21 protein-coding genes, 1 tRNA gene and 1 pseudogene are annotated in these 26,231 nt (G+C 68.2%); 6 read left to right on the forward strand and 17 right to left on the reverse strand.

What is annotated here, in order from left to right; genetic code table 11:
* Positions 1-50: 50 nt before the first annotated feature.
* The 3 genes and pseudogenes from ASC99_RS33530 to ASC99_RS41545 all read right to left on the reverse strand — a co-directional run.
* On the reverse strand, positions 51-419 hold the full coding sequence (locus tag ASC99_RS33530) for a hypothetical protein (RefSeq protein WP_157531921.1): 369 nt from the start codon (positions 417-419) through the stop codon (positions 51-53).
* An 835-nt stretch (positions 420-1,254) separates the two neighbouring features.
* Positions 1,255-2,229: a helix-turn-helix transcriptional regulator gene (locus ASC99_RS33540; RefSeq protein ID WP_057239270.1), complete on the reverse strand. Its 975-nt coding sequence runs from the start codon at positions 2,227-2,229 to the stop codon at positions 1,255-1,257.
* Positions 2,230-2,312: 83 nt separating this feature from the next.
* Positions 2,313-2,517 (reverse strand): annotated as a pseudogene (locus tag ASC99_RS41545) (transposase); the annotation flags it as partial.
* Between the two features lie 603 nt (positions 2,518-3,120).
* Here ASC99_RS41545 and ASC99_RS39200 point away from each other — a divergent pair.
* The 5 genes from ASC99_RS39200 (at position 3,121) to ASC99_RS39580 (ending at position 6,521) form a co-directional block, all read left to right on the forward strand.
* Positions 3,121-3,267: a hypothetical protein gene (locus ASC99_RS39200; RefSeq protein ID WP_157531922.1), complete on the forward strand. Its 147-nt coding sequence runs from the start codon at positions 3,121-3,123 to the stop codon at positions 3,265-3,267.
* Between the two features lie 24 nt (positions 3,268-3,291).
* Positions 3,292-3,546 (forward strand): hypothetical protein, encoded by a 255-nt coding sequence (locus ASC99_RS33545; RefSeq protein ID WP_157531923.1) that lies wholly within the window; start codon positions 3,292-3,294, stop codon positions 3,544-3,546.
* Positions 3,547-3,960: 414 nt separating this feature from the next.
* Positions 3,961-4,392 (forward strand): hypothetical protein, encoded by a 432-nt coding sequence (locus ASC99_RS33550; RefSeq protein WP_057239274.1) that lies wholly within the window; start codon positions 3,961-3,963, stop codon positions 4,390-4,392.
* Positions 4,393-4,740: 348 nt separating this feature from the next.
* Complete coding sequence (locus ASC99_RS33555; protein WP_057239276.1) at positions 4,741-5,631, forward strand: peptidoglycan-binding protein; 891 nt, start codon at positions 4,741-4,743, stop codon at positions 5,629-5,631.
* A gap of 68 nt (positions 5,632-5,699) precedes the next feature.
* On the forward strand, positions 5,700-6,521 hold the full coding sequence (locus ASC99_RS39580; protein ID WP_157543763.1) for a CHAP domain-containing protein: 822 nt from the start codon (positions 5,700-5,702) through the stop codon (positions 6,519-6,521).
* Between the two features lie 1,101 nt (positions 6,522-7,622).
* Here ASC99_RS39580 and ASC99_RS33565 read toward each other — a convergent pair.
* The 8 genes from ASC99_RS33565 to ASC99_RS33600 form a co-directional block, all read right to left on the reverse strand.
* Entirely contained in the window at positions 7,623-8,672 is a 1,050-nt protein-coding gene (locus tag ASC99_RS33565; RefSeq protein ID WP_057239278.1) for a hypothetical protein, read from the reverse strand.
* 283 nt (positions 8,673-8,955) lie between these two features.
* Positions 8,956-10,599 (reverse strand): hypothetical protein, encoded by a 1,644-nt coding sequence (locus tag ASC99_RS33570; RefSeq protein WP_157531924.1) that lies wholly within the window; start codon positions 10,597-10,599, stop codon positions 8,956-8,958.
* 209 nt (positions 10,600-10,808) lie between these two features.
* Entirely contained in the window at positions 10,809-13,643 is a 2,835-nt protein-coding gene (locus ASC99_RS33575) for an AAA family ATPase (protein ID WP_057239282.1), read from the reverse strand.
* On the reverse strand, positions 13,643-14,680 hold the full coding sequence (locus ASC99_RS33580) for an effector-associated domain EAD1-containing protein (RefSeq protein ID WP_057239285.1): 1,038 nt from the start codon (positions 14,678-14,680) through the stop codon (positions 13,643-13,645). Before ASC99_RS33580 ends, ASC99_RS33575 begins: the two co-directional genes overlap by 1 nt.
* A complete protein-coding gene (locus ASC99_RS33585) occupies positions 14,677-15,786 on the reverse strand; it encodes an effector-associated domain EAD1-containing protein (RefSeq protein WP_057239287.1) in 1,110 nt (369 codons plus the stop codon). Before ASC99_RS33585 ends, ASC99_RS33580 begins: the two co-directional genes overlap by 4 nt.
* A 27-nt stretch (positions 15,787-15,813) precedes the next feature.
* Positions 15,814-16,725 (reverse strand): hypothetical protein, encoded by a 912-nt coding sequence (locus ASC99_RS33590; protein ID WP_157531925.1) that lies wholly within the window; start codon positions 16,723-16,725, stop codon positions 15,814-15,816.
* A gap of 1,082 nt (positions 16,726-17,807) precedes the next feature.
* Positions 17,808-18,551, reverse strand: coding sequence for a hypothetical protein (locus ASC99_RS33595; protein WP_057239291.1), 744 nt, complete (start codon positions 18,549-18,551; stop codon positions 17,808-17,810).
* A 117-nt stretch (positions 18,552-18,668) separates the two neighbouring features.
* Positions 18,669-19,805 carry a hypothetical protein gene (locus tag ASC99_RS33600; protein ID WP_057239294.1) on the reverse strand — a complete coding sequence of 379 codons (1,137 nt, stop codon included), beginning with the start codon at positions 19,803-19,805 and terminating at the stop codon, positions 18,669-18,671.
* A gap of 186 nt (positions 19,806-19,991) precedes the next feature.
* Here ASC99_RS33600 and ASC99_RS33605 point away from each other — a divergent pair, with 186 nt between their 5' ends.
* A complete protein-coding gene (locus tag ASC99_RS33605; protein WP_063978462.1) occupies positions 19,992-21,290 on the forward strand; it encodes a tyrosine-type recombinase/integrase in 1,299 nt (432 codons plus the stop codon).
* 117 nt (positions 21,291-21,407) lie between these two features.
* On the opposite strand, the gene ASC99_RS33610 is transcribed toward ASC99_RS33605, so the two are convergent.
* From ASC99_RS33610 to ASC99_RS33635, 6 genes are all read right to left on the reverse strand, one after another.
* A tRNA-Pro gene (locus ASC99_RS33610) sits at positions 21,408-21,484 on the reverse strand.
* Between the two features lie 136 nt (positions 21,485-21,620).
* Positions 21,621-22,853, reverse strand: coding sequence for an MFS transporter (locus ASC99_RS33615; RefSeq protein ID WP_057239965.1), 1,233 nt, complete (start codon positions 22,851-22,853; stop codon positions 21,621-21,623).
* Positions 22,854-23,077: 224 nt separating this feature from the next.
* Positions 23,078-23,863: a DUF1684 domain-containing protein gene (locus tag ASC99_RS33620; protein ID WP_057239966.1), complete on the reverse strand. Its 786-nt coding sequence runs from the start codon at positions 23,861-23,863 to the stop codon at positions 23,078-23,080.
* Positions 23,864-23,904: 41 nt separating this feature from the next.
* Entirely contained in the window at positions 23,905-24,705 is an 801-nt protein-coding gene (locus ASC99_RS33625) for an acyl-CoA thioesterase II (protein WP_057239296.1), read from the reverse strand.
* A gap of 243 nt (positions 24,706-24,948) precedes the next feature.
* Positions 24,949-25,569: an alpha-ketoglutarate-dependent dioxygenase AlkB gene (locus ASC99_RS33630; RefSeq protein WP_057239299.1), complete on the reverse strand. Its 621-nt coding sequence runs from the start codon at positions 25,567-25,569 to the stop codon at positions 24,949-24,951.
* A 201-nt stretch (positions 25,570-25,770) separates the two neighbouring features.
* Positions 25,771-26,154, reverse strand: coding sequence for a hypothetical protein (locus tag ASC99_RS33635; RefSeq protein WP_057239300.1), 384 nt, complete (start codon positions 26,152-26,154; stop codon positions 25,771-25,773).
* Positions 26,155-26,231: the final 77 nt, after the last annotated feature.

Raw genomic sequence — 26,231 nt, forward strand, 5'->3', positions numbered from 1 at the left:
GGTGGCCAGGGCCCCGGCGGCGGCCGGATGATGCGTCAGGTCGGCTCGGCTCAGCAGTGGAACATCGGGCTGCGGTAGTCGGCCATGGTGCCGTGGGTGTCGTAGGTGATGCCGGTCGCCATGACGCAGTGCCCGTCGCCGTGCACGGTGACCGGCCCGGCGTAGGAGTTGTAGTAGATGTCGGAGCGGCCCGGATCCATCGGGTACTCGATGGCCGTGCACTGGCTGGCACTGCCGCCCTCCGGGCTGTCCTGGCGGCAGGCAATCAGCGCGACCTGGGTCAGGGTCGGCGTGCCGGAGAGGCTGCCGGTCTTGACGTTGACGGCACAGTTCTGCCCCGTGGAACTGTTCCAGTAGAGGTGCACGTAGCTGTACACGGCACCCGAGTCGGTGGTCACGGCGTACGGCGAATCGCTCACCTCGCTTCCCGAGCAGCCCCAGCCGGCCACCACGCGAGCATGACGACTCCGGATACCACCGCGTCTCGGACCGGTATCGCGCCGCTCGGACGCCACTCCGTGCTGACCTTGCGAGCCGCAGATCCCGTTGCCGCCGCGCTGTTCACCGCCAGGGCGGACCTCGACGGCCGTGACGGGACGTCACTCAACGCCGACATCGTCAGCGTGGACACGTACCTCCAGGGCACGACGGTGCCGGTCGACTGCCAGGCCAAGGGCGACGCGGCGTACGGCTCGAAGTCTGGGACAGGACCAACGACGGTCTCTCAGCTACTCCTGGGGTGCCGGCCCTGCGGTATCGCCTCGCTCTCCCCGGGCGGCTACAGCGACTACAACTCCCTCGGTGCACGTCACCAACGTGTACGGAAGCCACAGTTACGCCATCCGCGTCCTCGGCTGAGCACTCGTCAGCTCGTCACTGCCGCCGGGCCCGAGACACTCCCGGGCCCGGCGGCAGTCGACGGCAGCCCCACTCGCAGGACCTCAGCCACAGTGGAAATCGAGCTGTTGTACGTCAGGATCGCGGTGCCACCGGCGAGCGACATCGAGTCGACGACGGGGTAGCCCGAACCGCAAACCCCGTTGTCCACATTCGCCCAGTGGCGCCCATCCGCGCTCATGGCGCTTGGTCCCAAAGTGGTGGTCCCGGGGGGCACAGGCCGTCCGCGGTCACTGCCAGCAACAATGATCTGACGGGCCATCAGCAGAGGGGTTCGTGCTCCCAGGGGAGGCCCCGTCGTTGCATCAGACGACGACCCTTGGAGTGCCCCTGTAGTATCGGTCAGCTGCTTCGGGGTTACAGCCAGTCCTTCCGCGCGGCTTGGGCCCCCGCCTGGAATCGGCTTTCGGCGCCCAGACGATTCATCAGGTCTTGCATCATTCGACGCACTGTCCGCAAAGACAGGCCCAGCTTGCGGCTGGCGGACTCGTCCGTGTGGCCATGGCCCAGCAGCCGCAACAGAGCGCGCTCGGACCCGGTGAGGTCTTGATCGTCACGGGGGGTGGGCTGACCGAAGTCGGCTCCGCTGCGCCACAGTTCATCGAACAGTGCGTACAAGGGCTGGATGAGCGCCTCACCGTGCAGTTCCAGTGCGCCGCGGCGGCCGTCACTGGGGTCGGTCGGAATCAGAGCGATGCTGCGGTCGACGATCACCAGTCGTATCGGCAGGAGCGGCACAGTGCGCGTCAAACCGCCCAGATCGGCCAACCATCGGGCATAGCGCAGGGTGTCGGGGTCGTTGCGGAAGCTGTCCTGGAAGATGCTGCGGATGACTACCCCGCGCTCCAGCGCCATCTGATTGGGGTGTTTGCCGGCCTGGATGGAGTCGGGGCGAACAGCTCCCCCGCGCATCAAGGACAGGCATTCCTTGGTCGCGGTCGCTGCGAGTTCCTCAAGGCGGTCACGGACGGCTTCGAGGGAGTCCAGCCGCAGGACCATCTCGTCATCGGGTCGCCGGTCGATGTACTCGGCGGAAAGGGCTGCGATCGCGGTCCGGGTGCTCTCCAACTGCTGCTGGCGAAAGAGCAGTTGGTTCTGGTTACGGGCGAGCAGCCTGGTCAGTCCGACCTCCGGGCTGACGGCCCGCAGCGCACGGGAGTCGGCCGCGGGCCGCAGCAGCGTCAGTTCCAGCAGTTCGTCGAGCGCTTCACGTACCTCTGCCTCCGGCAGGTGCAGGTTGGCGGCGATCAGGTCGACCCCCCAGTCCGGCTCGGTCAGCAGGGTCCTGTAGATGCTCTCCGTCAGTGCGCTCAGTCCGAGTGCTTGCAGCACCGCTCCCCCTCTCGATGTTGATGATCATCATCGGTGCATGGCGCCCGGCGACGCAATGCCTTTCTGCGGACTGAGAAGTCATCTCATTTGGGGGTTTTGCGGGTACAGATGAGGATTGCGGCGATACTGGCGGGGCCGTGAAGTGGTCGGGCTTTCGTTCGTGGCGGCGGTGGAGCCGGCGGAAGCGCCCGGCCAGGCGACGGTGCGCTCGATCATCCAGCGGTGCCGGCCCAGGTGCCGGGAGGAGTCGATACCGCAGCGGGCGATGCGGGCCGGGATCTGGCGTCGTCGAGCTGTGTCAGGGCCTGGCTGTCATGGACGTCGGCCCCGAAAATCGCCAGGGACAAGAGCGCACTTTCAGGGCGCGCATGTTCACCGAGTCGACCGCGCGCCTCGACCAGTCGAGCTCGCCCCGCGAGCCGAGCTCGTCCAGGACCACCCGGACGTCGTGACGAGCACGATCGCCGCCGGCACCTCGCGGTCCCCGTACCGTCTGCGACCTGCGACCTGCGACCTGCGACCTGCGACCTGCGACCTGCGACCTGCGACCTGCGACCTGTGGACGGGACGGCGCGTCCGGCACGACCACCAGGAACAACTCCCACGGCTCGTCCGGCACCGGACGCTCTTCGATCGGCAGGCCCGGAGTCCACTCAGTACGTCAAACGAGATGACTTCTAAATGATCTTGCACCTAGGTGCCAAGCGACTTGGCGCCAGCTCTGTAGCCGTGACATCGCCTTGTGTGGACGGCAGGATCTTTCTCAGCAGCGGAAAGCACTACAAGGACCGGGACGAGTTCCGTGAACCATTCACGGGCACAGCATCGGTTACGAAACAGGAGAGAAAAGTCGTGGGTCACTCAATACGCATCGCATGCGCTGCCCTGGTCGTGGCATTCACCGCCGGCCTGGGCGCCACCGCCGCAAGCGCCACCGCCGCAGGCGGCGTCGCAGATCGCTCGGCCGTCCAACTCACCGTCACCGCCTCGGGTTTCGACTGGGACAGCCCTCGCCCCGCACCACCCGCACAGAGTTGACCGGATTCCGTGCATTTGGTCGCGGTGACTCTCATCTGTTCTGATCCGGCGCCATCGCAGCTGACGGCCGAAGTGGTCACCGATCTGATCTGGATGCACAGCCAATACGAAGACCGGGTGGAACACATCCGCGCCCGCGTCGAGCTCAACCGCTGTCGCATCGCTGCCGCGATCATCGCAGCCACTCCGGACGCGGCAACCGCGAAGCTGCGCCGCGTCTGCGAACGCGCTCTGCAGTACACGCCGGCCCTGCGCAACTGGTGCCTCGTCCTCACGTAAGACCTCCACGAACCAAGCCCACGGCTCTCCTGGCCACATGAGCGCAGTCGCTCCGGCAGCTTGAGAACCACCTGCCCGCCTCCGCCAGACCACCTCGGGTCGGCCGAGCACACGTGACGTCCGCTCGGAAGGAAACACGCCCGACCGCGACGGTCCTGATCACCGGCGCAGCGGTCGTTATCACGGGCTCTTCCGCCTCATCCGCCATGTCCGCGCGGCCTGCGGTCCCTGGCCGGCTGCGCCGGCAGGGCGGACCGGCGCCAGGTGACCTGACTCGAACCGCAGCGCCCCGTCAACCCGGCACCGGTGACTCGGCATTCCGGTCTGCCTGCGGAAGAGGCTCGCTCCAACGCCTTGGCGGCTGCCGAGGACATCTCCTCCAATTCCCCTTTCCTGAAAGAAAGTTGTTCCACCATGCGTATCCTGACCAAGATCGCTGCCGTCGCCGCCCTTGCCGTGCCGGCGCTCATCGCGCTTCCCGGGACCGCTCAGGCCTCCACGCCCTCCGGTTGTTCCAGCGTCACGCAGATCGGCAGCACCGCCTACCTCAACGTCGGCGGGGAGACGATGGCGTCGGTGAAGCAGTACAAGGGCTGCGGCAAGAACTACTCCTACCTGTACGTGTGGGAGGGCTACCGCTCCAACCACAGCAGTTGGGACGCCTGCGCGGCCATCGTCACCGGCGGCTCGCACGTCCAGGACCCCCGGTGCGGCCACAACTCCGTGGAGATCTGGTCCTTCGGCGCCGACACCCTGTCGGAGTGCACCCAGGCCCTGGGTTGGAACGGGACCGGCCCCATTCCGTACTCCGGCGAGGTCGCCGTCAAGACCGACGTCCGCTGCTGACCCTTCGCCCCACGTCGAACGCCGTAACGCCGGTTCCCACAACGGCAGTTGCCGACTGGCCAGCGGATTCCGCGAGCCCGGTCATGTCCATCGAGCAGTACCGGTCCCGTGTCGTCACCGGAACTCGTACCGCTCACCCAGCTTCGCCGGCCAGCGGCAAGCGCGCCTGCGCGGACGCCGCCCTTCTCCGCGGCAACCACGTCACCCACGGCCGCACCCACCAGCGGTGCCGCTGAGGGCTGCCCGCTGCCCCAGCCGGGTGTCCTCCATCAGCCCTCTCACCCGTCGGTGCCCGACACCGGGACGAGGGAAGGGCCGATCCTCCACCGAACCAGAAGGAACCACCACATGGCATCCGCCATCAAGACCCGCACCACCGCAACCCGCCTGCTCGGGGCCGTCGCAGTCCTGAGCGGCCTGGTGCTGAGCACTGCACAGGCCCAGGCGGCAACCCCGCCGTCCCCCACCGAGGCATCGGCGGCTGTCGCCACCGTGCTGCCCGTGGTGGACATGGAAGCCACCGTCCTGGCTGCCCAGATCGATCCCCGACGCGCCGACAGCACGCTCACCCCGGGGGCCAAGGACTCGGTCCTGGCCGTCGAGCGGGCCCTCCAGGCCCGTGGCCTCCTCGACGCCGTCAGGGTGGACGGGTACTTCGGCACCACCACCATCACCGCCTACGCCGCCTTCCAACGCTCCCTCGGCTACAGCGGCCTGGACGCCAACGGACTGCCCGGTGTCACCTCCCTCACCGCACTCGGGCAGGGCCGGTTCACCCTCACCCACCAGATCTCAGCCGGCGCGAAGGTGCAGCGCGACGGATACACCGTCGACACCCGCACCCAGAACATGCTCACCGAGGCCGAACGCCTCCTGGGCTTCCGCCTCACCCTCGACCAGGGTTCCTACAACCCTGGCGGCGACCCCACCTCCGCCGGCACCCACGACGGCGGTGGCGTCGTGGACATCAACGTCGACGGCATGACGAGCACCACCCGCACCGCCGTCGCCAAGGCACTGCGCCAGGTCGGCTTCGCCGCCTGGATCCGCAACCCCAACCAGGGCGACTGGCCGTGGCACATCCACGCCGCAGCGATCAGCGACACCGATCTGGCCACCCAGGCCCAGAACCAGACCGGTGACTACTACCTCGGCTTCAACGGCCTGGCCAACCACGGCGCCGACGACGGCCCCCGCATCCCCATCCAGACCTGGGAGGAGTACCAGCGCACCCACTGACCGCGCACGGTACCTCCCGAGCACGACCTGACAACCCGTCAACGACACCTCACGAAACGAGCCATACCTTGAAGAGCATACGCACCACCCTCACCATCGCCGGCACCGCACTGGCCATGGCCGTCCCGCTGATCGCCACCACCTCCGCCCCCGCCTTCGCCGCCTCCCGCGACGGCGTCTGCGACTCCGGAGAGTTCTGCCTCTACTACAACAGCGACCAGGCCGGCTCGGTCTCCGACTTCACCGGCTCGATCAGCGACTACGGGGCCACCCAGCCGAGCTGCTACGAATTCAAGAGCGCCGGCAGCGGCCAGGGCGTCTGCGTCAAGAACAACGCCGCATCGGTGTGGAACCGCACCGGGCAGACCGTCCGCGTCTACTTCAACAGCGGCTACGCCGGTGCCAGCCAGGACTTCGCCTCCGGCGCCAAGGGCAACCTCAACGCCACCCTGAAGAACAACGAGGCCTCCCACCAGCTCCTCAGCAGCGGCGGCGGCGGCAACGAGAGCGCCACCAACGACTTCGACTACGGCACCCGCGGCTTCGCCGCCAAGAACTGCACCGCCTTCGCGGCATTCCGCATCGCCGACCGCCTCGGCGTCCCGAACTTCAGCAACTCCTACGGCGGCACCACCTGGGGCAACGCCGGCACCTGGGACGACGCCGCCCGCCGCGTCGGCGTCACCGTCAACACCACTCCCACCGTCGGTGCCATCGCCGTCAACGACACCCACAATGTCGGCCACGTCGCCTACGTCAACGCCGTCTACTCCGACGGCTCCTTCGACGTCGAGGAGTACAACTGGAACAACCCCCTCGCCTACGGCACCCGCAGCCACCTCCGCGTCAGCAGCGCGGAGTCCTCCTTCCAGTACATGCTCCACTTCTGAGCAACCACCAGCAGGACACCGGCACACCCGGACCAAGGGCAGCTTCACCGCCGGGATGATCTTGTGAGTGTGCAGGCCACGGCGGTGTGACGATGCCCGCCGGAGCCGCAGCGGTACATAACGAAGCCCCGTCGAACGAAGGCGACCTGGAAAGGTCACCTATCCGACGGGGCTTCGACCTGCCGCCACTCTGCCAACGACCACCCCGTCAAGTCGAGCCGTGCCGGTACTGCAGAGGTGCTTCGGGAGCTTGCCATCTCCGTCTCGCGCAGAGGTAGTCGGTGTTGCCGCCGGAAGGGAGAGTCCGTTGGGCCATCCACCGGATCACCCTCACCAGCTGACCCCGAATCCGCCCGTGGCCCGCGGCAGTACCGCCACCGGCCACGGACGCTTTGGCTCCTGGCGGTGCGTCAGGCCCTCAGTCGTGTCGGTCGACTCGCCGTACCCGCAGACCAGCCAAGGGAGCGGAAGCCCGGCAGCCGACGCAGCATCAGACCCGCTTCGGGCGAGCGGCATGAACACCCATCAGTGAGAGGAACCTCCGGGAGTTCCCCGGCCTCGCCCAGGACGCTGGTGAAGGTCAGTGAGCGGGTGTCGTGGCGCTGCTTCCGCGATGGCTTCTCCTACTGCGGCTGGGTCACGTGTCCCTGGCGCGCTCCGACTGACGGGCGGCACAGGTGAGCAGGTCCGGCCAACGCCAGACCCCGGGATGGCCGTGTTCAGCGAGCGCCCTCACCGTGACCACGCGACGCGGCCGACCCAAGGGAACGGACCACCAATGAGAAAAGGTCGCCCTCGCATCTCTGCGAGAACGACCTCCGACCTGCGTAAACGCTGGTCGGGACGACAGGATTTGAACCTGCGACCCCTTGACCCCCAGTCGCCCTCCGGAGTAGATGACTGCACGTCAGACGGTAGACAGCGCGCGCTGTTCGTTCATGAAATGGCGCCTCGGAGATGGTGGCGCACAACGCGTGGTCCCCGGCGAGTCCCCGATTCCCAAGGGTGCCGCCCATGGTGGTGACGATGGGATGTGTTGGCTCCTCTCAGTCCGTGGTCTCGGGTCCTTGATCCGCGACGATCGGGGGCCGCGCAGCGTGCTCACCGCGCAGCGTCGGTGCCGCTCCGCCCGGGCGGAGCGGGCGGCGCATCCGTAACGGCCGGCTGTGGCACGATCCGGATCGCGAGTACGCTGCCGTCGCCGAACGAGACTGCCTGCCACTGTTCGCCGCAGCTGCGCTGCAGTTCCCCGCGCAGCCGGTACGCCTGTCGCCGGTACTCCTCGACCTGATGTGCCGTCAGCAGCTCGAACAGGTCGGCCTCCAGCCCGGAGAACGCCTCCACCCAGACTCCACCGAGTCGGAACACCTGATCGGTGCCGACGTACCGGGTGGCGCCGAAGTGATGCTCCGCATCGTGGACGCTGTCCGATCCCGCGAACGTGTCGATCTCGTAGTGCTTCCCGCCCTGATCCTCCGTCAGGTACCAGGCGATGTGTTTACCTCCGCCTGCCAGCGCGAGCTGACTCGCCGCCCCGACGTGCGCCATGACGTCCTGTACTCGGCCCACCCGGCCGTCGGCGGCCGGGACCCGGACGGCGTTGGCGTAGGGCGGGTTCGCCTTCCGGGGTCGCTCGTCGGCACTGCCCCGGCCCGTGGCGGGCCGGGGCGGCAGCGAGCCGGCGCCTCGGGCGCGCAGCGCGTGGACGGTGATGCCGTCGGGAGCGAGCAGTTCGGTCGACAGCATCAGGCACGGCACGTCGTTCCAGTCGGCGAGCTGGAAGTTCTCCGCCCGTTCGGAGCCCCGGGCCAGTTGGTTGTAGCTGGTGCGGTCGGTCGTACCTGTCCGCTTGCCGGCCACCTGGTGGTTGCCGTTCACGGTTACCGCGAACAGCCTGGACGGTGCTCCGGGCCGCCATGCCTCGATGAAGTAGTCCGGCCGGGGTCTGGCCCCCAGGTTGGGCAGGCCTTTCGAGCGGGCGAACCCAGCCAACAAGACGGGTTCGGCGTCGACCGTGGACAGTATCCGGTCGGGGAAGCGCTTCCGCACCGCCCGCTCCGCCACTGCGAGACCGAAGGCCCGGCCCAACTCCCGGGCCTGCATGCTGCGGTACGCCTGCTCCGGCAACAGTCCGCCCCGCGACAGTCGCATCGCCCCGGTCTCCGAACGCGGAGCAGTACTTGAGGATCTGCCAATGCTCGGCGAGCCCCCGGCCCCGCCCCTGCCTGGCCAGTGCGGTGGCCCGGGCCAGTACGCCGAGCAACTGCCAGGCGGTGATGGACATATCGGCGTCGTCGCGCAGCGGCACCAGACCCGGCTTGCGGTGCGCGGGTTCGTCGGTCGCGGTGCCACGTTTTCTGGCACGCTTGCGGTCGATCGCTGCAGCAGCCGTGCCGACCTTGGCTGCCAGCACAGGTCGTGGCCGGTCTTGCGCTCAGCGTGGCTCGTCGAAGCCTGGCAGTTGTAGGGGTGTGACGGTCAGGGGGGCCTGTTCGTCGAGCCATTGGTCGGGCATGTAGATGCGGAAGGCCTCACCGTTGCGAGGGATGAGCTGGAGTTGGCTGCCGTCGGCTCGTCCCACGGCGAGCGCCTGCAGCGCCACTTCGTAGCCGTGAACATCGACCTGGGTGTGGAATAGGCAGACTCGGCCGATGGGGAGGTCACGGCCTGCGAACTCCATTTTGAAGTCTTCGTGTTGAGCCCGCATTGCGTGTGGTCCGGGGGAGAGCACACCACGTAGCACCTCGTCGTCCGTGCCGTTCAGCGTCAGGGTGACGGTCTGCGCGCCGGCGTACACCACACATCGCCCCTCGATGAGCCTGCGGGCGACGCGGAGGTTGATCCGCTCCTGGGCGGTGGTGTGTTCGGGTACGGCGAAGATGTGACCGCTGTGCCGTTGGACAATGTCGAGGTCCTCCACGAGGGCCCGCAGACGCGCACGGAGGCTGGCCTCGTCCGGGGCGTGTGGTCCTAGTGTCCGACCGCTGCAGAACACCGAGCCCTGGAAGCTGAGTTCGAAGCGGCGGTAGGAGTGGACGTGCTCAAAGATGGCGAAGGCGAGCAGGGCGGTTGAAGGCAGGGCACCGGCGAGCTTGCTGCTGAGGTGGAGCGTGGGCGGGGAGTTATCGCTGGGGGAGGTGAAGGTCAGGGTGACCAGGTTGTGAAGGCTGACAATCAGTGACTGTCCTTGCTGTCCGCGGCCGTGGTGCTCCACTGTTCCTTCGAAGCAGGCTGTGGTGCGGCCCTGATCGTCGGTGAAGCGCAGGTCAACCGTTGTGCGGGGCAGAGAACTTGGGGCAGGTGCCCAGGTGACCTCGACGTTCTCGTGGGATTCCGCGAGCCACTGCGGCCCTGTGATGGACAGGCTCTCGACGACTTCTGGCGGCAGGGTCACGGTTTCGGGAAGGCCGTAGCCGATCGCTCGCTGGAATGCCTCGGTGAGGTCGGGAGCGGCACAGTCCCAGCGGCTGCGGAGGTGGATCGTCACCGGGCTGACTTCCGCCGCGCGGGGGTGCTTTGCACGCAGGTGCCGGATCACTTCTCCGCCCCGCTGCTCGAAGTCGAAGGTCCAGTCGGGGTCGGCCCGGTCGGCCAGCCTGCCGAATGCCTGGACCCGCTCGGTCAGTTCAGCGGCGGTCGCAGGCAGGACGCTTGACTGGATGAACGTCTTGACAGCGTCGTTGTGGTGGTGGTTCTGATCGAAGTAGCCGTCCAAGTCGGGGAAGGCGGCGAGGCTGCCGTCGAGTTCGGCGCGCCCCATCACCGATACCTTCACCCGGCGCTCGCCGGCCAGAGCATCGATGAAGTCCTGCTCGGAGGGGGTGAGATTGCGAGGCACGACGAGCGTCCACTGGAACGGCTCGTGTTCCATCGCGGTCTCGAAGGACGCCTGGATGGCCGCACGGCGCTTCTTGTAGCTGCTGCTCGGGAAGCCGTCCGGGTAGTACTTCAGCTGGAAGATCCTGCGCCTTCCACCCTGGACGACCTCGAAGTCCCTACCGCCGTCACCACCACGCCCATCCAGCGCACGCGCGCTGTCCGCCTCGGCGTAGGTGCGCAGCAGCAGCGCCTCCACCACCCGGTCGAACTTCGGCTGGCCGATGAACTCCCACTCGATCGTGACGTCACTCTCCCCAGGAAGAAGCTGCCCGGCAACTCTCCCACCACGCACCGACAGTTGTGCCGACGGTGCAGGGTTCAGCAGCCAGGGGTACTTACCTGGGACCCGAAAGCCGGACCTGTGGCGCTGTCGGCTGCATCGCGGGCGTCCCCGTGCGGACGAGAGCGTCAGCCTGGGCGGTTGGTCCGGTCGCGCGAGGCTCGTGCGTCCAGCCACTGCTGGTAGATCAGGCGAAGTACGGCAGCGATGGCAGCACTGCCGCCGGTGGCGCTCAGGGCCGTCAGCGAACTTGCCAGAAGGGCCGGGGAGGTGTCGGCCAGCCATCGTTTCCATGAGCCCGAGCGGGCGACCTCCTCGCCCATGCGGCGCGGCTCGATCCCTCGAGCCGGTGTGGTCCTCGGGCCTTCCCAGCGCTCCAGCGCTCCCCAGCGCTCCAGCGCTCCCGCCAGTCTGCTGCGTTGACCGGTCGAGAGCTCCTGCAGCCCGATCACTCGCAATGTCTGCCAGACCAGTTCGGGTCGTAGGTCGCCCACCGCAGCGGTGAGGCTGAGCAGCAGGGCCGGGTCTCGGGAGACTGCCTCCACTCTCCGGTCGTCGATCAACTCCGCCAGCATCTCCCTGGCTTCCCTGACTGCGCGGCGGGCTGAAGTGGACGAGTGTGTCTGCCGGGCCAGTTGGCAGCGGGCCAACTCGATCCGCAGCGGCATGAGCGGCTCGTCCTGTGGTGTTGCCAGCCGGGCCGCCTCCATGAGCAGCCGTCGGGCCTGCCTGGCCTCACCGAGTTCCATCGCCGAAACGGCCTGGGCGTAAGTCGCTTCGAGCAGAGTTTCACCGTCGCCCTCCTCCGCAGCTCGGTGCCGGGAGAGGGCCACCAGGGCGCGTGCCTTGCCGTCATCGCCGAGTTCGGCCCGTACGCGTGACTCGAGCAGTAGCAACCGACTGCTCGCGCTGCCGGAGGGGTGGGCAGTAAGCACGGTCGCCGCGCCGATGGCGTCACCCAGCGACAGCAGCTTGGCCACCTGGACCTCCGCATGCCGTCCCCACTCCGCCAGTGGGACCTGCCGTAGCTTCGCGGGCGCCAGGGTCACCCCCGAGCGCGCCGCAAGATAGGCCTGACCAGCCGGCGGCAACTCGTCCAGCGACCTGATCAGCAGGGCCTCGACACCGGGCACCCAACGGGCGTCCAGAGCGGCCATCGAGTCGCCGAGGCTCATCCGGTGGTAGAGCTCCTCGGCGCGGTCAACCAGACCAGCCTGCCCGCAGTAGTACTGGACGGCAGCGCGATGGATCGCCAAGACCTTCGGCAATTCGCTGTGACGCAGCAATGGAAGTAGCTGGCGGCGGACGTCGCTGCGGTGTTCGAGCGCGCCGTCAGGTGCACGGGCCAGCAGGGAGACCTCCTGGCCGCAGAGATCGAAGAGCTCATCAGCTCGTGAATCGTCCGGTACGTCGACACCGCAACATGCGGCGAGTACATGCCTGATCACGCCCGAGGTGATCCGCCGCATCACGAGTCCTGGGCTGGCGAGCTTCCGCACGTCGTGGTCCTCGATGTGGTCGAGCACCCGGCGGTAAAGCCAGCCCTGAACCTGGTCGCCGGCGACCCGGGCCTGGGTAGCTTCCACCCGGATGTCGGCCAGGTCGGCCCGCCCCCCGCTGCCCAGCAGGTCTGCGGCGAGGCGCAGGCTGAGCGGATTGCCGCCGACCAGGTCGATCAAGGCGTCGATGTCCGCTGGGTCTGGGGCGATGTCCGGTGTCAGAAGGGCAGTCAGGTAACCCCGAGCCGCCTCCCGGTCGAACGGCGGTACCTGAACGGAGCGGGTGAGCTGGTCGACCTCGGCACGGCCGGAGAGGACCACGCGGAGCAGCGGGCTCCGCCGGGCCAACTGCTCGAACATCCGCCATAGCTCGGCCAGAGCCTCGGGCCCCTGCCGCTGGGCGGTCTCGAAGGTATCGATCACCAGCAGGACCGGGCGATGCGGAAGGTTGTGTGCCAGGAATCTTGTGAAATCGCGGTAGAGCCTCGCCCTCTCGGCGGGGGCCGTCAGGAGCGTTGACGAGGCGGTGATGTTGTCGGGGGTAGTGCGGGAGCCTACGGAAGGCTCGAGGACTGCGTAGCCGAGCCGGTCAAAGTCGGGGGCCTGCACCCGTCTGATCCAGCCCGAACGGAAGCGCTCCTCGGCGGGCCCCAGCCCCGGGAATTCGATCCGCAGTTGACGTACGGCCTCCAGCAGCAGGCTGAGGGGCTCTTGCGCAAGCATCCCGGGGTGGTCAAGGTCGATGAAGATGAAAGGCAGTCGTTCGGTGGCATGTTCACCGGCGCAGTCCAGGATGAATTTCGCTAGCACCGTGGACTTGCCGACGCCACCCGGCCCCCAGAGCAGCAGCGGCACGGTCGCGGCCGTACCTCGGACATGGTCGGCAAGTTCGTTCAGTATGGCGTCACGGCCGCCAAAGTGTTCACCGACTAGCCGGGCTAGTGGGGCGAGGAGCTGCTTCCTCTCGATATGTCCCTTGACCTCCTCCTGCGAGGGTAGATCGGGTATCACTCCGTCAATCCAGTCCACCACGCGGGCGGTGGCGAGGAGCTCGGTAAGAGACTGCTGTGCAAGTGGCAGTGCGGAGCCAGTGAGGTAGCCGGTGAGGGCGTCTTGGACTGATCCCTGCGGGTGGTCGGGGTTGGCAGCCAGGGCCTTGCGGACAGCGGCGGGCCCACCCAGGCTGGCGATCGCCTCGCGGCGGTCCGAGTCCCGTAGGCGCAGCTCGGGGCGGCCTCCCTCGCCGATGGCTGGCTCACTGATGTCCGCCAGTGAATCCCTAACCGCCGGGTCGGGGTCGAGGTCGACCGGGCGGATCGCCGTGGGATCGAAGCCTGCCAGGACAGCCGCCGCCGCCCGGTAAGCGTGTTCGGCAGTAGTGAGCGCCCTCGCTTCCTCGGGCAAGAGCTGGGACAGTCGCTCGTCCACCATGTCAGCGGTGATCCGCGGGCGTGACCCGGTCATCACAGCACCTCCCGCCCGAAAAGCCTCACTTCGACGGTCCTGATGACCTCGGACATCCTGCCAATCCGTTGCCTAGGGTCCTTCGGCAGGAGGCGGAAGACGTGCTTCGCCGCAAGCTCGGCTCCCTCCCGGTCGAGGTCCACTTCGGCGAGATCGGCCAATCTCAGGAACAGGTCGCAGATCACCGGCTCGTCGATGGGACGCACGTCCTCGGTGAGGACCGAGTCCAGTGGGCTTAGGTCGAAGCGACTGTAACCGAGCAGTACCACCCGCAGGCCCGGAATCTTCTCCCGCAGGGCTGCGCCCGCAAGAAGAGCGAGGAGATTCCCAGTCTCCTCGAGCACGAGCACGCGGTCCAGACCGTCGATTACGAAGACGTACTGGCATTTCGGCGACGGATGGTTGAGCTCGCCAACGAGCCAGTCGACAAGGCCGACTGCCTGAGCAGCGCCCGGGGCGTATTGATCCATCGTCGGAGCGCCGAGGCGGAGCTGCTTGGCTATCGACGCCATCAGGCCGTATGGAGTGCACGGTTCGCTGTTCCAGTCGGCGAGGTCGAGCAGGACAGGCCGGAAGGTCCCCAGTCGGGCTGCGATATGGGTGACGAAGAAGTATGTGAAGGACTTCCCGCAGGGGCGCTGCCCAGTGACCACCAGGACCCGGCTCTTACTGGCGGACACTAGGTCCTTGAAATGGCTTCGGAGCAGTGTGCGGTCCACATAGAGTCGTTGACCTACGAGGTCCGTGAGGAATGGATCGGGCTGCATCGCCGGGGAGCCCTGTCCCCTGAGCAGTTCATCGGCGACCTCGCGGACATCCGGGTAGCGGCAAGCCGCGAACATAGTCAGCAGGTCGGCAAGCCGTCCGGTTCTTTCTGCGTCCAATACGACGTCGTACACGACGGCGTCCAGGGTTCCGCCGCCAACAATCCGCACCGGATGGTTGATTCCGCGCAGGTCGATCCGCAGGTTGTCGATATCGTAAAAATCGGCGACCACCGTCACAAGGCGCTTGAAGTCGACCCCGGGCAATTTCACTGGGCTATCCCCTGGCTGTTCGGGGAGAAGACATAGTCCGTCAGACCGCGACGCGCTAGCCGCTCGTGGATAGCGCGCATCGGGACGGCCTCGTTGTATTCGGGGCGGTGCGCGGGATCAAAATTGGGGTCGCCGGAGTGGTGCAGGGCCACGAGCTCGAGATTTCTGTTGAAGCACGGCGCACCGGAGGAGCCACCCTCGGTGTCGACGGCGTGGCGAACCCGGGTGCCGTTGTCGTTGATCGCAAGGAGCCGGCCGAAAGCCAGGGTCAGCGGGCTCTTGTTGGGGTGCTGGAGCAGAAATATTGTGCTGTCGCGCGACGGAAGTACAGCGATGCCGGTGATCCAGCCGCGTGGTGGTGCCATGGGGGCGGACCGGTCAGGTGCGACCGGATCTGATCCAGGGGTGGCATCCAGGCGGAAGACGGCGTAGTCCAGTTCGTCCTCGGCCGGAAGGCGATCACCCGGGTTCTCCATGACATCGACCACGCTCGACGGGCTGTAGTCCAGGAGCCAGTCCCCAATGTGAAGGTGGTACTCGGTACCCGGATGGAGCACCGTTCCATCGGTCGACCTCCGGTAGTCGAGACGGAAGGTAACGGCTGTCGACGGTACTTCCCCGAGGATAACCGGTGCCAAGACGTGGTGGTTGGTCATGGCCACATCCGGTCCGACGAGTATCGCGGTGCCGGTCGCGAGAGAGCCATTTAGTTCGTATTCGACTCGGCCCACCAGGCCTTCCAGGACCCCGAGTCGGGAGCGCCATGCCGCGGGGTTGAGATATCCGGGCTCGGTACCGAGCACCCTCTCCAGAGCCTCCCGCTGCGCTGGCCGTAACGGGGTCAGTTGGAGATGCTCGGCCAGCGCGGCGAGACGTGGGCTGCCTGGATTGAACTCGCGTGCACCTACGATCAGTTGCGGAATCCACCCTTCGCGGTCCGCCGCGTCCAAGACGTCGAAGACGATCACTGCGAAGTCCGAGCCGAGCGAGATGTGCTCTCTCCTGCGGTCGAGGTGGTAGCGCAGCATCTGGTCGAACGTGTTTGAGTTGAAGGCATCCTGCAGTGCCGCGCTGGCTTTCTTTAGCTCTTCGCCAGACATGGCCATGGTCGGACTCCCTTGGACTTCGGCCGCTCATGCGACCAGGGCGCGGATCGGATCGCGGACCGCCCGACTGCTCAGGTACTCCTGGGCGCCGTGGTGGTTGGCGCTGTCGTTGACGACCAGCACGTCCTCGGTTAGGTCGCTTGGCCGGAACTCCGGCCGCACTGTGCTGTCGAGCGCTACCAGGTCACGGGCGTCGCAGGCGTTGCGCCAGGCGGCTACGCCAGCTGGTACCTCCAGGGGGTGGGCAAGCCGGTCCTGGATCTCGGTCACTCCCAATGGAGATCCGATAGTCACGAACAATGGCACATTGCGGTCGCTCTCGCGCAGCACGTCGTAGGCGATCACGGAGCCGAGACTGTGACCCACCACAACGACGGGGCCGTCCGCGCCAGCCAGCGCCTTGCGTGTGACCTCCCTGATCGGCTCTCCGAACCCTCCGAAGAAGTACGCGTAGACGTCCTTGAACGCCCGTTTGATCAGCACTCGGAAGACGGCGGTCCGCCCGCGGCGAGGTAATGGCAGCACCTCTAGGGCCTGGTTGGTCTCGCTGGCTCCCAGCGCCTCACCTGTGTACGTCATCTCCCGGAGCCATTTCTCCAGCGCAGCCTCATCCGGCCCGGTAGCGGGCTGCCGGGCGCTCTCCAGTGGGGACGGCGAGGCGCTCTCAGCGTGCGCCTCAGCGAGCACTGAGATCACGAAGTCCTCGGGCGGGACGGGCGTCGCGTGGACGGCAACCTCAAGTGGCGAAGCCGCTAGGTGCCCCGCGCCGCCATCCGTGGACCCCGGAAGCGGCCGTGGGTACCGTAACGGCGCCCAGTAAGCCAGCCGTGAGCAGGCACCCATCGGCCGTCCGAAGACAGCGTTGTCCCACTGGGCTCTTAGCTCCGTCGCTGGCGGTTTGTTACCGATCCCGTGCACGTACACGACTGTCAGTTCCATAGCGCACCTCGCGTGAAAGAACACCTCACCCCTCAGTCTGGATCGCACTGCCCTAACCCTCAACGGCACCGCCTCACTCACCGCCGTCTCGACCCCACGGCAGAACCGCTGGTCAGCGCGGGTGGAGTCGCGCGAGGCCGTATCGCCCAATGCCGCCCCAGTTCCTCCCTCCGCGAGCGGCACCCAGAACCGCCGTGGGATTCCTCGACGAAGACGATTGTGCTGTCATGAATTCGAACAGGTGCTCCACTTGTGGCGAAGTGGGGCTGGACCGAACCGCGTTGCCTGATGCCGCACGCGCTCGTTGTGGGCTACAGGACAGAGGCTGACCGACCAGCCTTCGGGCCCGACCGGCTCTCCCCCGACGAAGACACCTGACCAGTGATGTGTCATGAGGTTCGAACTGGCCCTGGCGACCACCGCCGTCGTAACCGTCGTCTACATCGTCTTCGCCGGTCTGCTCTGGGGGCACGCGGGCTCCATTCGACCCCAGGACCCATCGCCTACTGGTTTTCTCCGGCGTCGAGGCAATCACCTTCGCGGTCCTTGGTGGCTGTGCGGTCGCGAGATCAACCGCCATGCGGTCGACCAGGTCGACGACGCTAGCAAGAAGGCCCGGGGAGCCACCAAGGAGCGCGGTGAAGTAGCTGGAAAGGCACAAGCGTTGGCCGACACAGCGGAGGGGGCGCGGAATGGGGGGAGGTAGGCCAGGTTCGGCTGGCCAGGACTGCGCCGGACACCCTCAGGGCGCTCGCCCACCGCCTCTTACCGCCCGCCTAAGCTGTGGCGGGCCGCCTCTCGGGGGACCGACGTGGTCAGAGCCTATCGTCCTGGATGGCGGTGACCGGGGCGTGGTCGGACCATCGATCGTCGCGGGGGTGGCACTCTCCTGGACCCGCCACGATGGAGCCTACGCGGCCTTCGCGGTGCCGCCACGACATACAAGGTGTTCCCTTGCTGCACTGTGGGTTCGGGTCTGTCGATGCGTCCTCGAGGGAGCGCGCGTCCTCGAGTGGGTGGTTCGAGAGGCAACTCGCGAAGTGCTCCACGACCGACCCGAGTGCTGAAGTCAGGCGCGGTTGCTAGTGATCCGGCCCAGCCCAGACCGCCACCATGGGCACCGGCGTGTCAGCTGCCGCACCAGGACCCCAGCCCCCGACCACGATGATTCCAGGCGGCACCGGCCCGCCCCCACGGGGGTCGACCCTTGCGCGTGCTCCGAAGAAAAGCGGCTTGGACATTCCGGTCCGATCGAAGCGAAGCATCGGAGACTCCGCCAGAAACGGGAACTTGGCGCGCATCTGCTGCTCGTCGGTCCCGGTGTACAGCGCGAGGTTGAGCTGCGCATCGCTGGGCCACGTGCCGTCGACCACGTACTCGACGTCCGGCGGAACGCTCGACGGTGACCGGCCGAGCAGCGGCAGGCCGGCGACGTCGAAGCAGACGACGGTCGCGACGTGGCCGCCGGCATCGAGGTCCAGTCGCTCTCCGCGCACGTCGGGGAGGCGGTTCGCCCGTGCTCCAGACCCGGTGCTCTTGCCGACATAGACGTGCGTCTGTCCCGAATGGTGCAGCGAGAGCTTGGCGTCACCGAACACAGCGTTCGGATGAATCCGGTCGGCATGGACTTCGCCGGAGAAGTCCGCAGCCACGCTCGCGGCGACCGCGCCCTTGACGCTCCAGCTGTCGCCGATGAACGGGCGGATGTACAGGCTTGCGTCGCCCGGATTGTTCGGCTTCGCCCACGACAGGTGCGCGATCTGCGCGAACCCGGATCCGCATGGCGCGACGATCCGGATGCTCTCGATCCCGTACTCAGCGGTCATACCGGGGACGCTACGCCCCGCAGCGCCAAGGGCACCAGTGCTTTCACGGCCACCTCGCGGTTCCCAGGGTGCCGCCGCAGCCACCGCGAGGCCGACCAGCGCAACGGACGCCGGCCCCTACTCCTCGTCAGTGGCGGATCCAGTCACGTACGGGTGGACCGGACGCCCGGCGTTGAAGGGTGTGAACCAGTCGTCCACGCCCCTGGATGAGATGCCGAGCAAGGCGGCGGCGGGATCCTGGTCGATCCCGTCCATCGCAGACTGGTAGAGCCATTCGTGGTCCAGGTCCTCGTACACGCTCTCGCGGAAGGAGTTCAGGGCCTCCTGAGCGCCGTCGTCCAGCAGGCCGTGGATGTCCAGGGTCGCCTCGGTGGTCTCCAGGAGCAGCCGCAGCAGCAACTCCTCCGCGACGCTGCTCAGTTGAACGAAGCCCAGCCGGCACAGCCGCGCGGTCAGGTCCACTGCGGTGACCACCAGCTGGCGTGCGAACAGCGGTGTGTACAGGTGGGCGAACTGTGCAGGCAGTCCTTCGAGTTGGAGTAGCCCGCCATCGCACTGGGCGGCGTTGGGGGAGTCGCGGAGGGTATCGATGTCCTCGAAGAGTTCGTCGAGCAGGATGTCGACGGAGTAGAAGAGTGCGCCGGCCGCGAGCTCCGCGTCCTCGACGGCCACGTTGAACTCCTCGCCCCACTCTTCGTCGTTCTCGACGTCCTCCGGGGTGAGATGCCCCAGCGATGCGAGGCCGATGCCGGCGAGCTGCGGGGCGAGGGCTCGCAGGGTCGCCCTCATGGCTGCCCGGTCCTCGTCACTCGGTCCGGGCCGCTCGGCAGCGACTGTCCGGTGCATATGGTGCGTGGCGGCCCGGACGCCGAGGTCGGACGGGGGAACACCCGGGCCGTCGGCCGCGTCCAGGCTCTCCTTGGCCGAGTCGAGGTGCAGCTCCACCTCGCACTTGTCGATGGACCACCCGGCCAGCGGTTCGCAGTGCTCCAGGATGTCGCCGATCAGCGCCTCGACGGCCGCCTCCGCGTCCTCCAGGGTGGGGGCATCGATGAAGACCTTCAAGAGTGCACCCTCGGGGTGGACGCCGATGAAGTGGTCGGTGACGTCGACAATCTCGCCCGCCTCACCCTCGAGGACGTCGACCGCATCCAGCCTCTCGCCGAGGAGGTGAATGACGCCCGCCCGCTGCAGCTCGTCGAGTTCAGGAGTGCCTTCGGGACGGCTGGTGTCCACGGTGACCGCGTAGCTCATGGCACCAGACTGCCCCACTCCACCGACACCGCGGGGGACGAAACCCCCAGGAGGACCAGCGCACTTGGGCACAAGTCAAGGGATCGCCGCTGGTCACGCCGGAGATTGGGGGAGTGGTGGTCGGGTTGTGGTCGTCGGTTGCTGTTCCGGTTCGGCCGCGCGGATCACTATGGAGGCGGCCGCTCCATGCACCGTCAGAAGGTGATCACCATGCGCGCCCACAACAGCGTGGGACGCGTTTACCGCCGCTGCGGCTGCCGCGACGAACAACGCCACCAACTCGGCACCCAATGCCCACGCCTGACCACTGAACCCGCCCACGGGACCTGGACCTTCGCCGTCGACCTGCCCGCCACCGAACCCGGCGGGCACAACCACACCGTGCGCCGCGGTGGCTTCCCCACCCAGGACGAGGCCCGCTCCGCTCTCCACCGCTACCTCACCGGACGGCGCGTCGGCATCAGCGCCGACCCCAACCAGACCGTGGCCGACTACCTGGCCGAATGGCTCAAGGCCAAGCAGCTGCGGCTCAAGCCCACCACCTGGGTCCGCTACCGCGACTACGTGGAGAAGGACCTCATCCCCGCCCTCGGCACCGTCCGCCTGGACGATCTCGCCTACGAGCACCTGCTCCACTTCGTCCAGTCCCAGCTCGCCGCCGGCCGCGGGCGCCCCACCGTCTGGCACATCCTCGCCACCCTCTCCAGTGCGCTCGGTGAGGCTGTCCGCACCCACCGGCTGCCCGCGAACGTCGCCCGGCCGACCATCATCCCGCGGCCCCGGGCCGACGAGCGAGCCATCTGGACCCCCGCCCAGGCGGTGCGCTTCCTGCGCTACTGCCGCACACACGACCCGGACTTCGCCGACCTCATCGAGCTGATCATCTGCACCGGCCTGCGCAAGGGCGAGGCCCTCGCCCTGCACTGGGACGACATCCACCTCGACCAAGGTCTCCTCTACGTCCGATGGACGCTCTCCGCGATCGACAACAACAAGCTCGTCATGACCGCCCCGAAGACCGCCAAGAGCCGCGAATGGGTCGCGCTGTCACGCCGAACCCACAAGATGCTCGCCCGCCGCAAGGCCGAGAACAACAGAGCAGGGAAGAACGGAAACGGACTGGTCTTCCAAAAGGACGACGGCCGCCCGCTCCACCCCCAGTACGTCCTCAACCACTTCCACTACCTCGCCCGCAAGGCGCGTCTCCCACGTTGCAACGTCCACGACCTGCGCCACCTTGCCATCACGATCGCCATCAGCGAAGGCGTCGACATGGTCATCGTCTCGAAGACCGCACGCCACTCCACCCTGTCCACCACCGCGAACATCTACGCCCATCTGACCCGAAAGGCCGCCCGGAGAGCTGTGGACGCCATCGCCAGAGCACTCGACCGCGAAGAAAAGCAGTACGACCACACCACGACCACCAGACCGGCGGCCAGCAAACCGGCAGCCCGCAAGAGCCGCTACGGGAAGGCGGCATGAAAGTGCGTCAGAACCGGCTGGCTGGGACGAGGGTCGGGCTACGACCACTCAACGACCACCAACGAAAAAGGCCGCCTTCGCATCTCTGCGAAAACGGCCTCCGACCTGCGTAAACGCTGGTCGGGACGACAGGATTTGAACCTGCGACCCCTTGACCCCCAGTCAAGTGCGCTACCAAGCTGCGCCACGTCCCGTGGTCTGTCTGCCTCGCCCGTCGGCTTCGGCTTTCTGACCTTGTCTCCGATCTCCCGGTGACGTGGAAAACAATACAGCACCGGGAGGGGTGCTCGTTGCCAGTTTCCCGAGGTGGGGCGGGCGGTGCCGTGCAGGTCAGGGGGCGGGGTGGTGGGCGTCGTAGTGGCGGAAGGCGGGGCGGCGGGCGGCGAGGAGGAGGACGGCGGTCACGCAGGTCAGGCCGCCGGCGAGGAGGGCGGTGGTGGAGGAGGTGAGGGAGGCGACGGTGCCGGCGAAGAAGTCGCCGAGGCGGGGGCCGCCGGCCACGACCACGATGAAGATGCCCTGGAGGCGGCCGCGCATGTCGTCGGGGGCACCGACCTGGAGCATGGTGTTGCGGAAGATCATGCTGATGCTGTCCGCGCAGCCGGCGGCGGCGAGCATCAGCAGGCCGAGCCAGAGCTGCGAGGAGAGGCCGAACGCGGCGATGGCCAGGCCCCAGGCGGCGACGCCGGTGACGATGGCGAGGCCGTGCCGCCGGACCCCGGAGATCCAGCCGGAGAAGAGGGCCCCGGCCAGCGAGCCGACGGCGGGGGCGGCGACCAGCAGGCCGACCGTGCCGGGGCCGCCGCCGTAGACGGTGACGGCGATGGCGGGGAAGAGCGCGCGGGGGGAGGCGAAGACCATCGCGATCAGGTCGGCGACGAAGCTGGTGCGCAGGTTGGGGCGGCTGCGCAGGAAGCGTAGGCCGTCCAGGACGGAGGCGCGTTTGCGGGCGGCACCGTCGCCGGGGCGCATGGCCGGGAGCCGCCACATCGCGTAGAGGGTGCCGCTGAACGCGAGGGTGTCGACCAGGTACGCGGACTGGACCCCGAAGGCGGCGATCAGCACGCCGCCGATCATCGGACCGACGGTGGTGCCCAGGCTCATGCTCATACTGCCCAGCGCGTTGGCGGCGGGGAGCTGATGGGCCGGCACCAGCCGGGGGATCATCGCCGACCGGGCGGGCGAACTGAGCGCGAAGAAGCCGGACTGCAGGGCGACCGCCGCGTACAGCAGGCCCACCGAGCCGAGGCCGAGCAGGGCCTGGACGGCCAGTACGGCGGAGGTGAGGGCGAGTCCGGAGGAGCCGACCAGGCCGAGCAGGCGGCGGTCCACGGTGTCGGCGATCGCGCCGCCGTAGAGGCCGAGGCCGACCAGCGGGACGAGCGAGAAGAGGCCGACCAGGCCGGTGGCGAAGTTGGAGCCGGTGAGGGCGTACACCTGGACGGCGACCGCCACCGCCGTCATCTGCTGGCCGACGGCGGAGACCACCTGGCCGGTCCAGAGCCGCCGGTAGTCGGGGTGCTCGCGGAGCGGGCTGAGGTCGGCCAGTGCACCTCGGCCCAGCCGACGCCACCGTCCGCCCCCTCCCGATCCGGGACCGGACGACTCGGTACCGGACGGATCGGGATCGGACGGCTTGGCATCGGACGGTTCGGGACCGCGCGGTATGGGTTCGGAGGTGGGCGGGTTGGCAGGGGCGGGCGGAAGGGTCGACACGGGCCTCATCCTCACCCACCACCCTGCCGCAGCCGAAACGGTTTCCGCCCGCCCCCGACGACCCCGCCCCGCTACCTGCTGAGGACCTGCTTCTCGCCCGCCTCGACCGCCACCGACAGCCGGTTGCCCGGCGGCGGGAAGGGGCAGACGAAGTGGTCGGCGAACGCGCACGGCGGCAGGTACGCCCGGTTCAGGTCGAGCACCGTCCGGCCCGCGGCGTCCGGCGCGGGCAGCGTGACGAAGCGGAACCGGTACGTCTCCCGCCCGCTGCTCCCGTCGGCAATCACTCCGCTCAGCCGGTCGCCCGCCCGGCTGACGGTGAGGGTGTGCGGCTCGCCGGCCAGGTGGAAGGCGATCCGGCCGGTGACCGGGAGCGGCCGGTCCCGGCCGTCGGCGTTCGGCACCAGCACGTCGTGGTCGTTCTCGAAGGGGGTGAAGACCGCGGGGACCGCCCACTCCGGCGAGTACGGGTAGGTCGAGATCCCGGCGAACGCCGCGCGCCCCGGGGAGGCGGGGTCGAAGACCCGCAGAGCGGGCTCGCCCTCGCGTTCGATCGGCACCAGCAGGATCTCACCGAGCGTCAGCAGGTCGGCGGCCGGATCGGTGTCGGGGCGCAGCTCGACGGTGCCGTCCACCGCGCCCTCCGCACCCTTCACCCGCAAGCCGTCGGCAGCTGCGGCCTGCACCAGCACCGCACCGTCGGCGGCCCACCAGCGGCCGGGCAGGCCGGGGATCTCGGCCGGCTCCGGCTCCAGCCAGTGCGTGCCGGTGAGTGCGAGTGCGCCGTGCGGGGCGCCGACGGACGCCGTGCGGCGCTCCGTCCAGTGCTGCCACTCCTCGGCGGCGGTCTCGGTCATGACTGCTTCCTCCCTGTGCGCGTACGAGTTGCTGTACGAGTTCACGCCCGCCGGTCACCGAGCGGCCGGAACAGTCCCTCCTGCATCACCGAGACGACCAACCGGCCGTTCCGGTCGAAGATCTGACCCCGCGCCAGCCCGCGCGCGCCGTGCGCGATCGGCGACTCCTGCTGGTACAGCAGCCACTCGTCGGCCCGGAACGGACGGTGGAACCACATCGCGTGGTCGAGCGAGGCCATGTCGAAGTTCCGGGTGCCCCAGAGCGGCTCGACCGGGGCCCGGACGGAGTCCAGCAGCGTCATGTCGCTGGCGTAGGTGAGAGCGCAGACGTGGATCAGCGGGTTGTCGGGGAGCGCGCCGTTGGTCTTCAGCCAGACGCCGCTGCGCGGCTCGACCCCGACCAGCTCCTCCTGGGTCCACCGCAGCCGCTCCACGTACCGGATGTCGAAGGGCTGCCGGCGGCTGATGAACGCCGGCATCGCCTCCTGGTGCTCGATGCCGCCCGCCTCGGGGACGTGGAAGTCGGCGGTCAGCGCGAAGATGCTGCGCCCCTGCTGGATGCCGAGCACCCGGCGGGTGGTGAACGACCGGCCGTCCCTGATCCGGTCCACCTGGTACACGATCGGCACCCCGGGCACGCCCGGCCGGAGGAAGTACGCGTGCAGCGAGTGCACCGGCCGGTCGTCGTCCACCGTCCGCCCCGCCGCCACCAGCGCCTGCCCGGCCACCTGCCCGCCGAAGGTCCGCTGGAGCGACTCCTCGGGGCTGCGCCCGCGGAAGATGTTGAGCTCGATCTGCTCCAGGTCGAGCAGGTCCACCAGCTGGTCGACGGGGGTGCCCATAGTCGTGTCGTCCTCTCTCGGCCGGGCCGTGTGCCGGGCCCGACGCTACGTTCGTCTACCCAGAAGTCTGCACACCCGGCCCGCATTCCCGCCCGGCGCGCCCCCACCTGGGCCGTCCTGACCCGGGCCGGTCCGTGTCGGCCGGCCGACGCGGGGCGCGGCCACTTCGCCCAACCGGGTGTGCGCGCGTGCGTGCCTCCGCCGAGGGCGGGGCCGGAGGGTGGGGGCAGAGCCCCCGAGCGTTCAGTTCACGCCGCGCGGGCGGAACTGGATGCTGATCCGCGGCCCGACCGGGCGGGCCGTCTTCGGCACGGCGTGCTCCCAGGTGCGCTGACAGGAGCCGCCCATCACCAGCAGGTCCCCGTGCCCGAGCGCGTACCGGACCGACTCCCCGCCCCCGCCGGCGGGCCGCAGCGCCAACGCACGCGGTTCGCCGACCGAGACGATCGCCACCATGGTGTCCTCCGAGCGCCCCCGCCCGATCCGGTCCCCGTGCCAGGCCACGCTGTCGTTCCCGTCCCGGTACAGACAGAGCCCGGCCGTCAGGAACGGCTCGCCCAACTCGCCCCCGTAGTAAGCACTCAGCTCCGTCCGCATCTCCGCCAGCACCGGATCGGGCAGCTCGTCGCCGTCCCCGAAGTACGCCAGCAGCCGGGGCACCGACACCACCCGCTCGTACATCTCCCGCTGCTCGGCCCGCCACTCGACCCCGCAGGCCAGCTGCTCGAACAACGCGTCCGCCCCACGCACCCACCCGGGCAGCACATCCACCCAGGCCCCGTGCCCGAGCTCGGTCCGGCGTATCCCGGTGAGGGGCCCGAGCTCGGGGCGGTCGGCGCTCAGCAGTGATCCCTGGAAGTGCATGGTTCCAGCGTAACGCCCTGAATCGAAAAGCTGTTCTAATCCTTACTCCGGGATCCGCTACACCCTGCGCGTGGCTCCTGCGCGATGCCTGGTTATCGAGGACAGTCCCAACGGCGTGCTGGCCGCACGGCCGCCGGCGCCACTGGGTTGATCGCCGAACTGCCCGAAGTACTGGCGCTGTTGTGAGAGTGCTGGTCACAGTCACCCGTTCCGGCTGAAGCCCGCCTGGAGGGTGTGGAGGGTGACGACGCCTCCGCCGAGCATCTCGGCCTTCCGGCGGAGCTGGTCCACGACCGCCGGGCTCGGCCGCCCGTACACGTCGATGGATCTCATCCGGATGAGCGCACCGAACGCGCGGAACTTCGGTCCGCCGAGCTCCAGATGGAACTCCATCGACGCCGAATCAGGATGGACGGCCACCAGGGTCATCGTGGACTCGGACTCATCGATGTAGAAGTTGTAGGCCATCAGCTGCGGCTCGCGCGCCTCGACGAAGGTGGCCAGGTCGCGCATTCCGTTCTGGACCTCCGCGAGCTTTCCCTCGCGGATGTCCGAGCGGTCGACGTAGTAAATGAGTTCCACCATGCCGCCCGAACCTACCGCCGGAGGCCCGCCCGTTCCGCTCGGCGCGCGGGTCCCGTCCTGGACTCGATCGTGCCGTT

Origin of the sequence: Kitasatospora sp. Root107 (assembly GCF_001424875.1) — a bacterium.
Lineage (GTDB): Bacteria > Actinomycetota > Actinomycetes > Streptomycetales > Streptomycetaceae > Kitasatospora.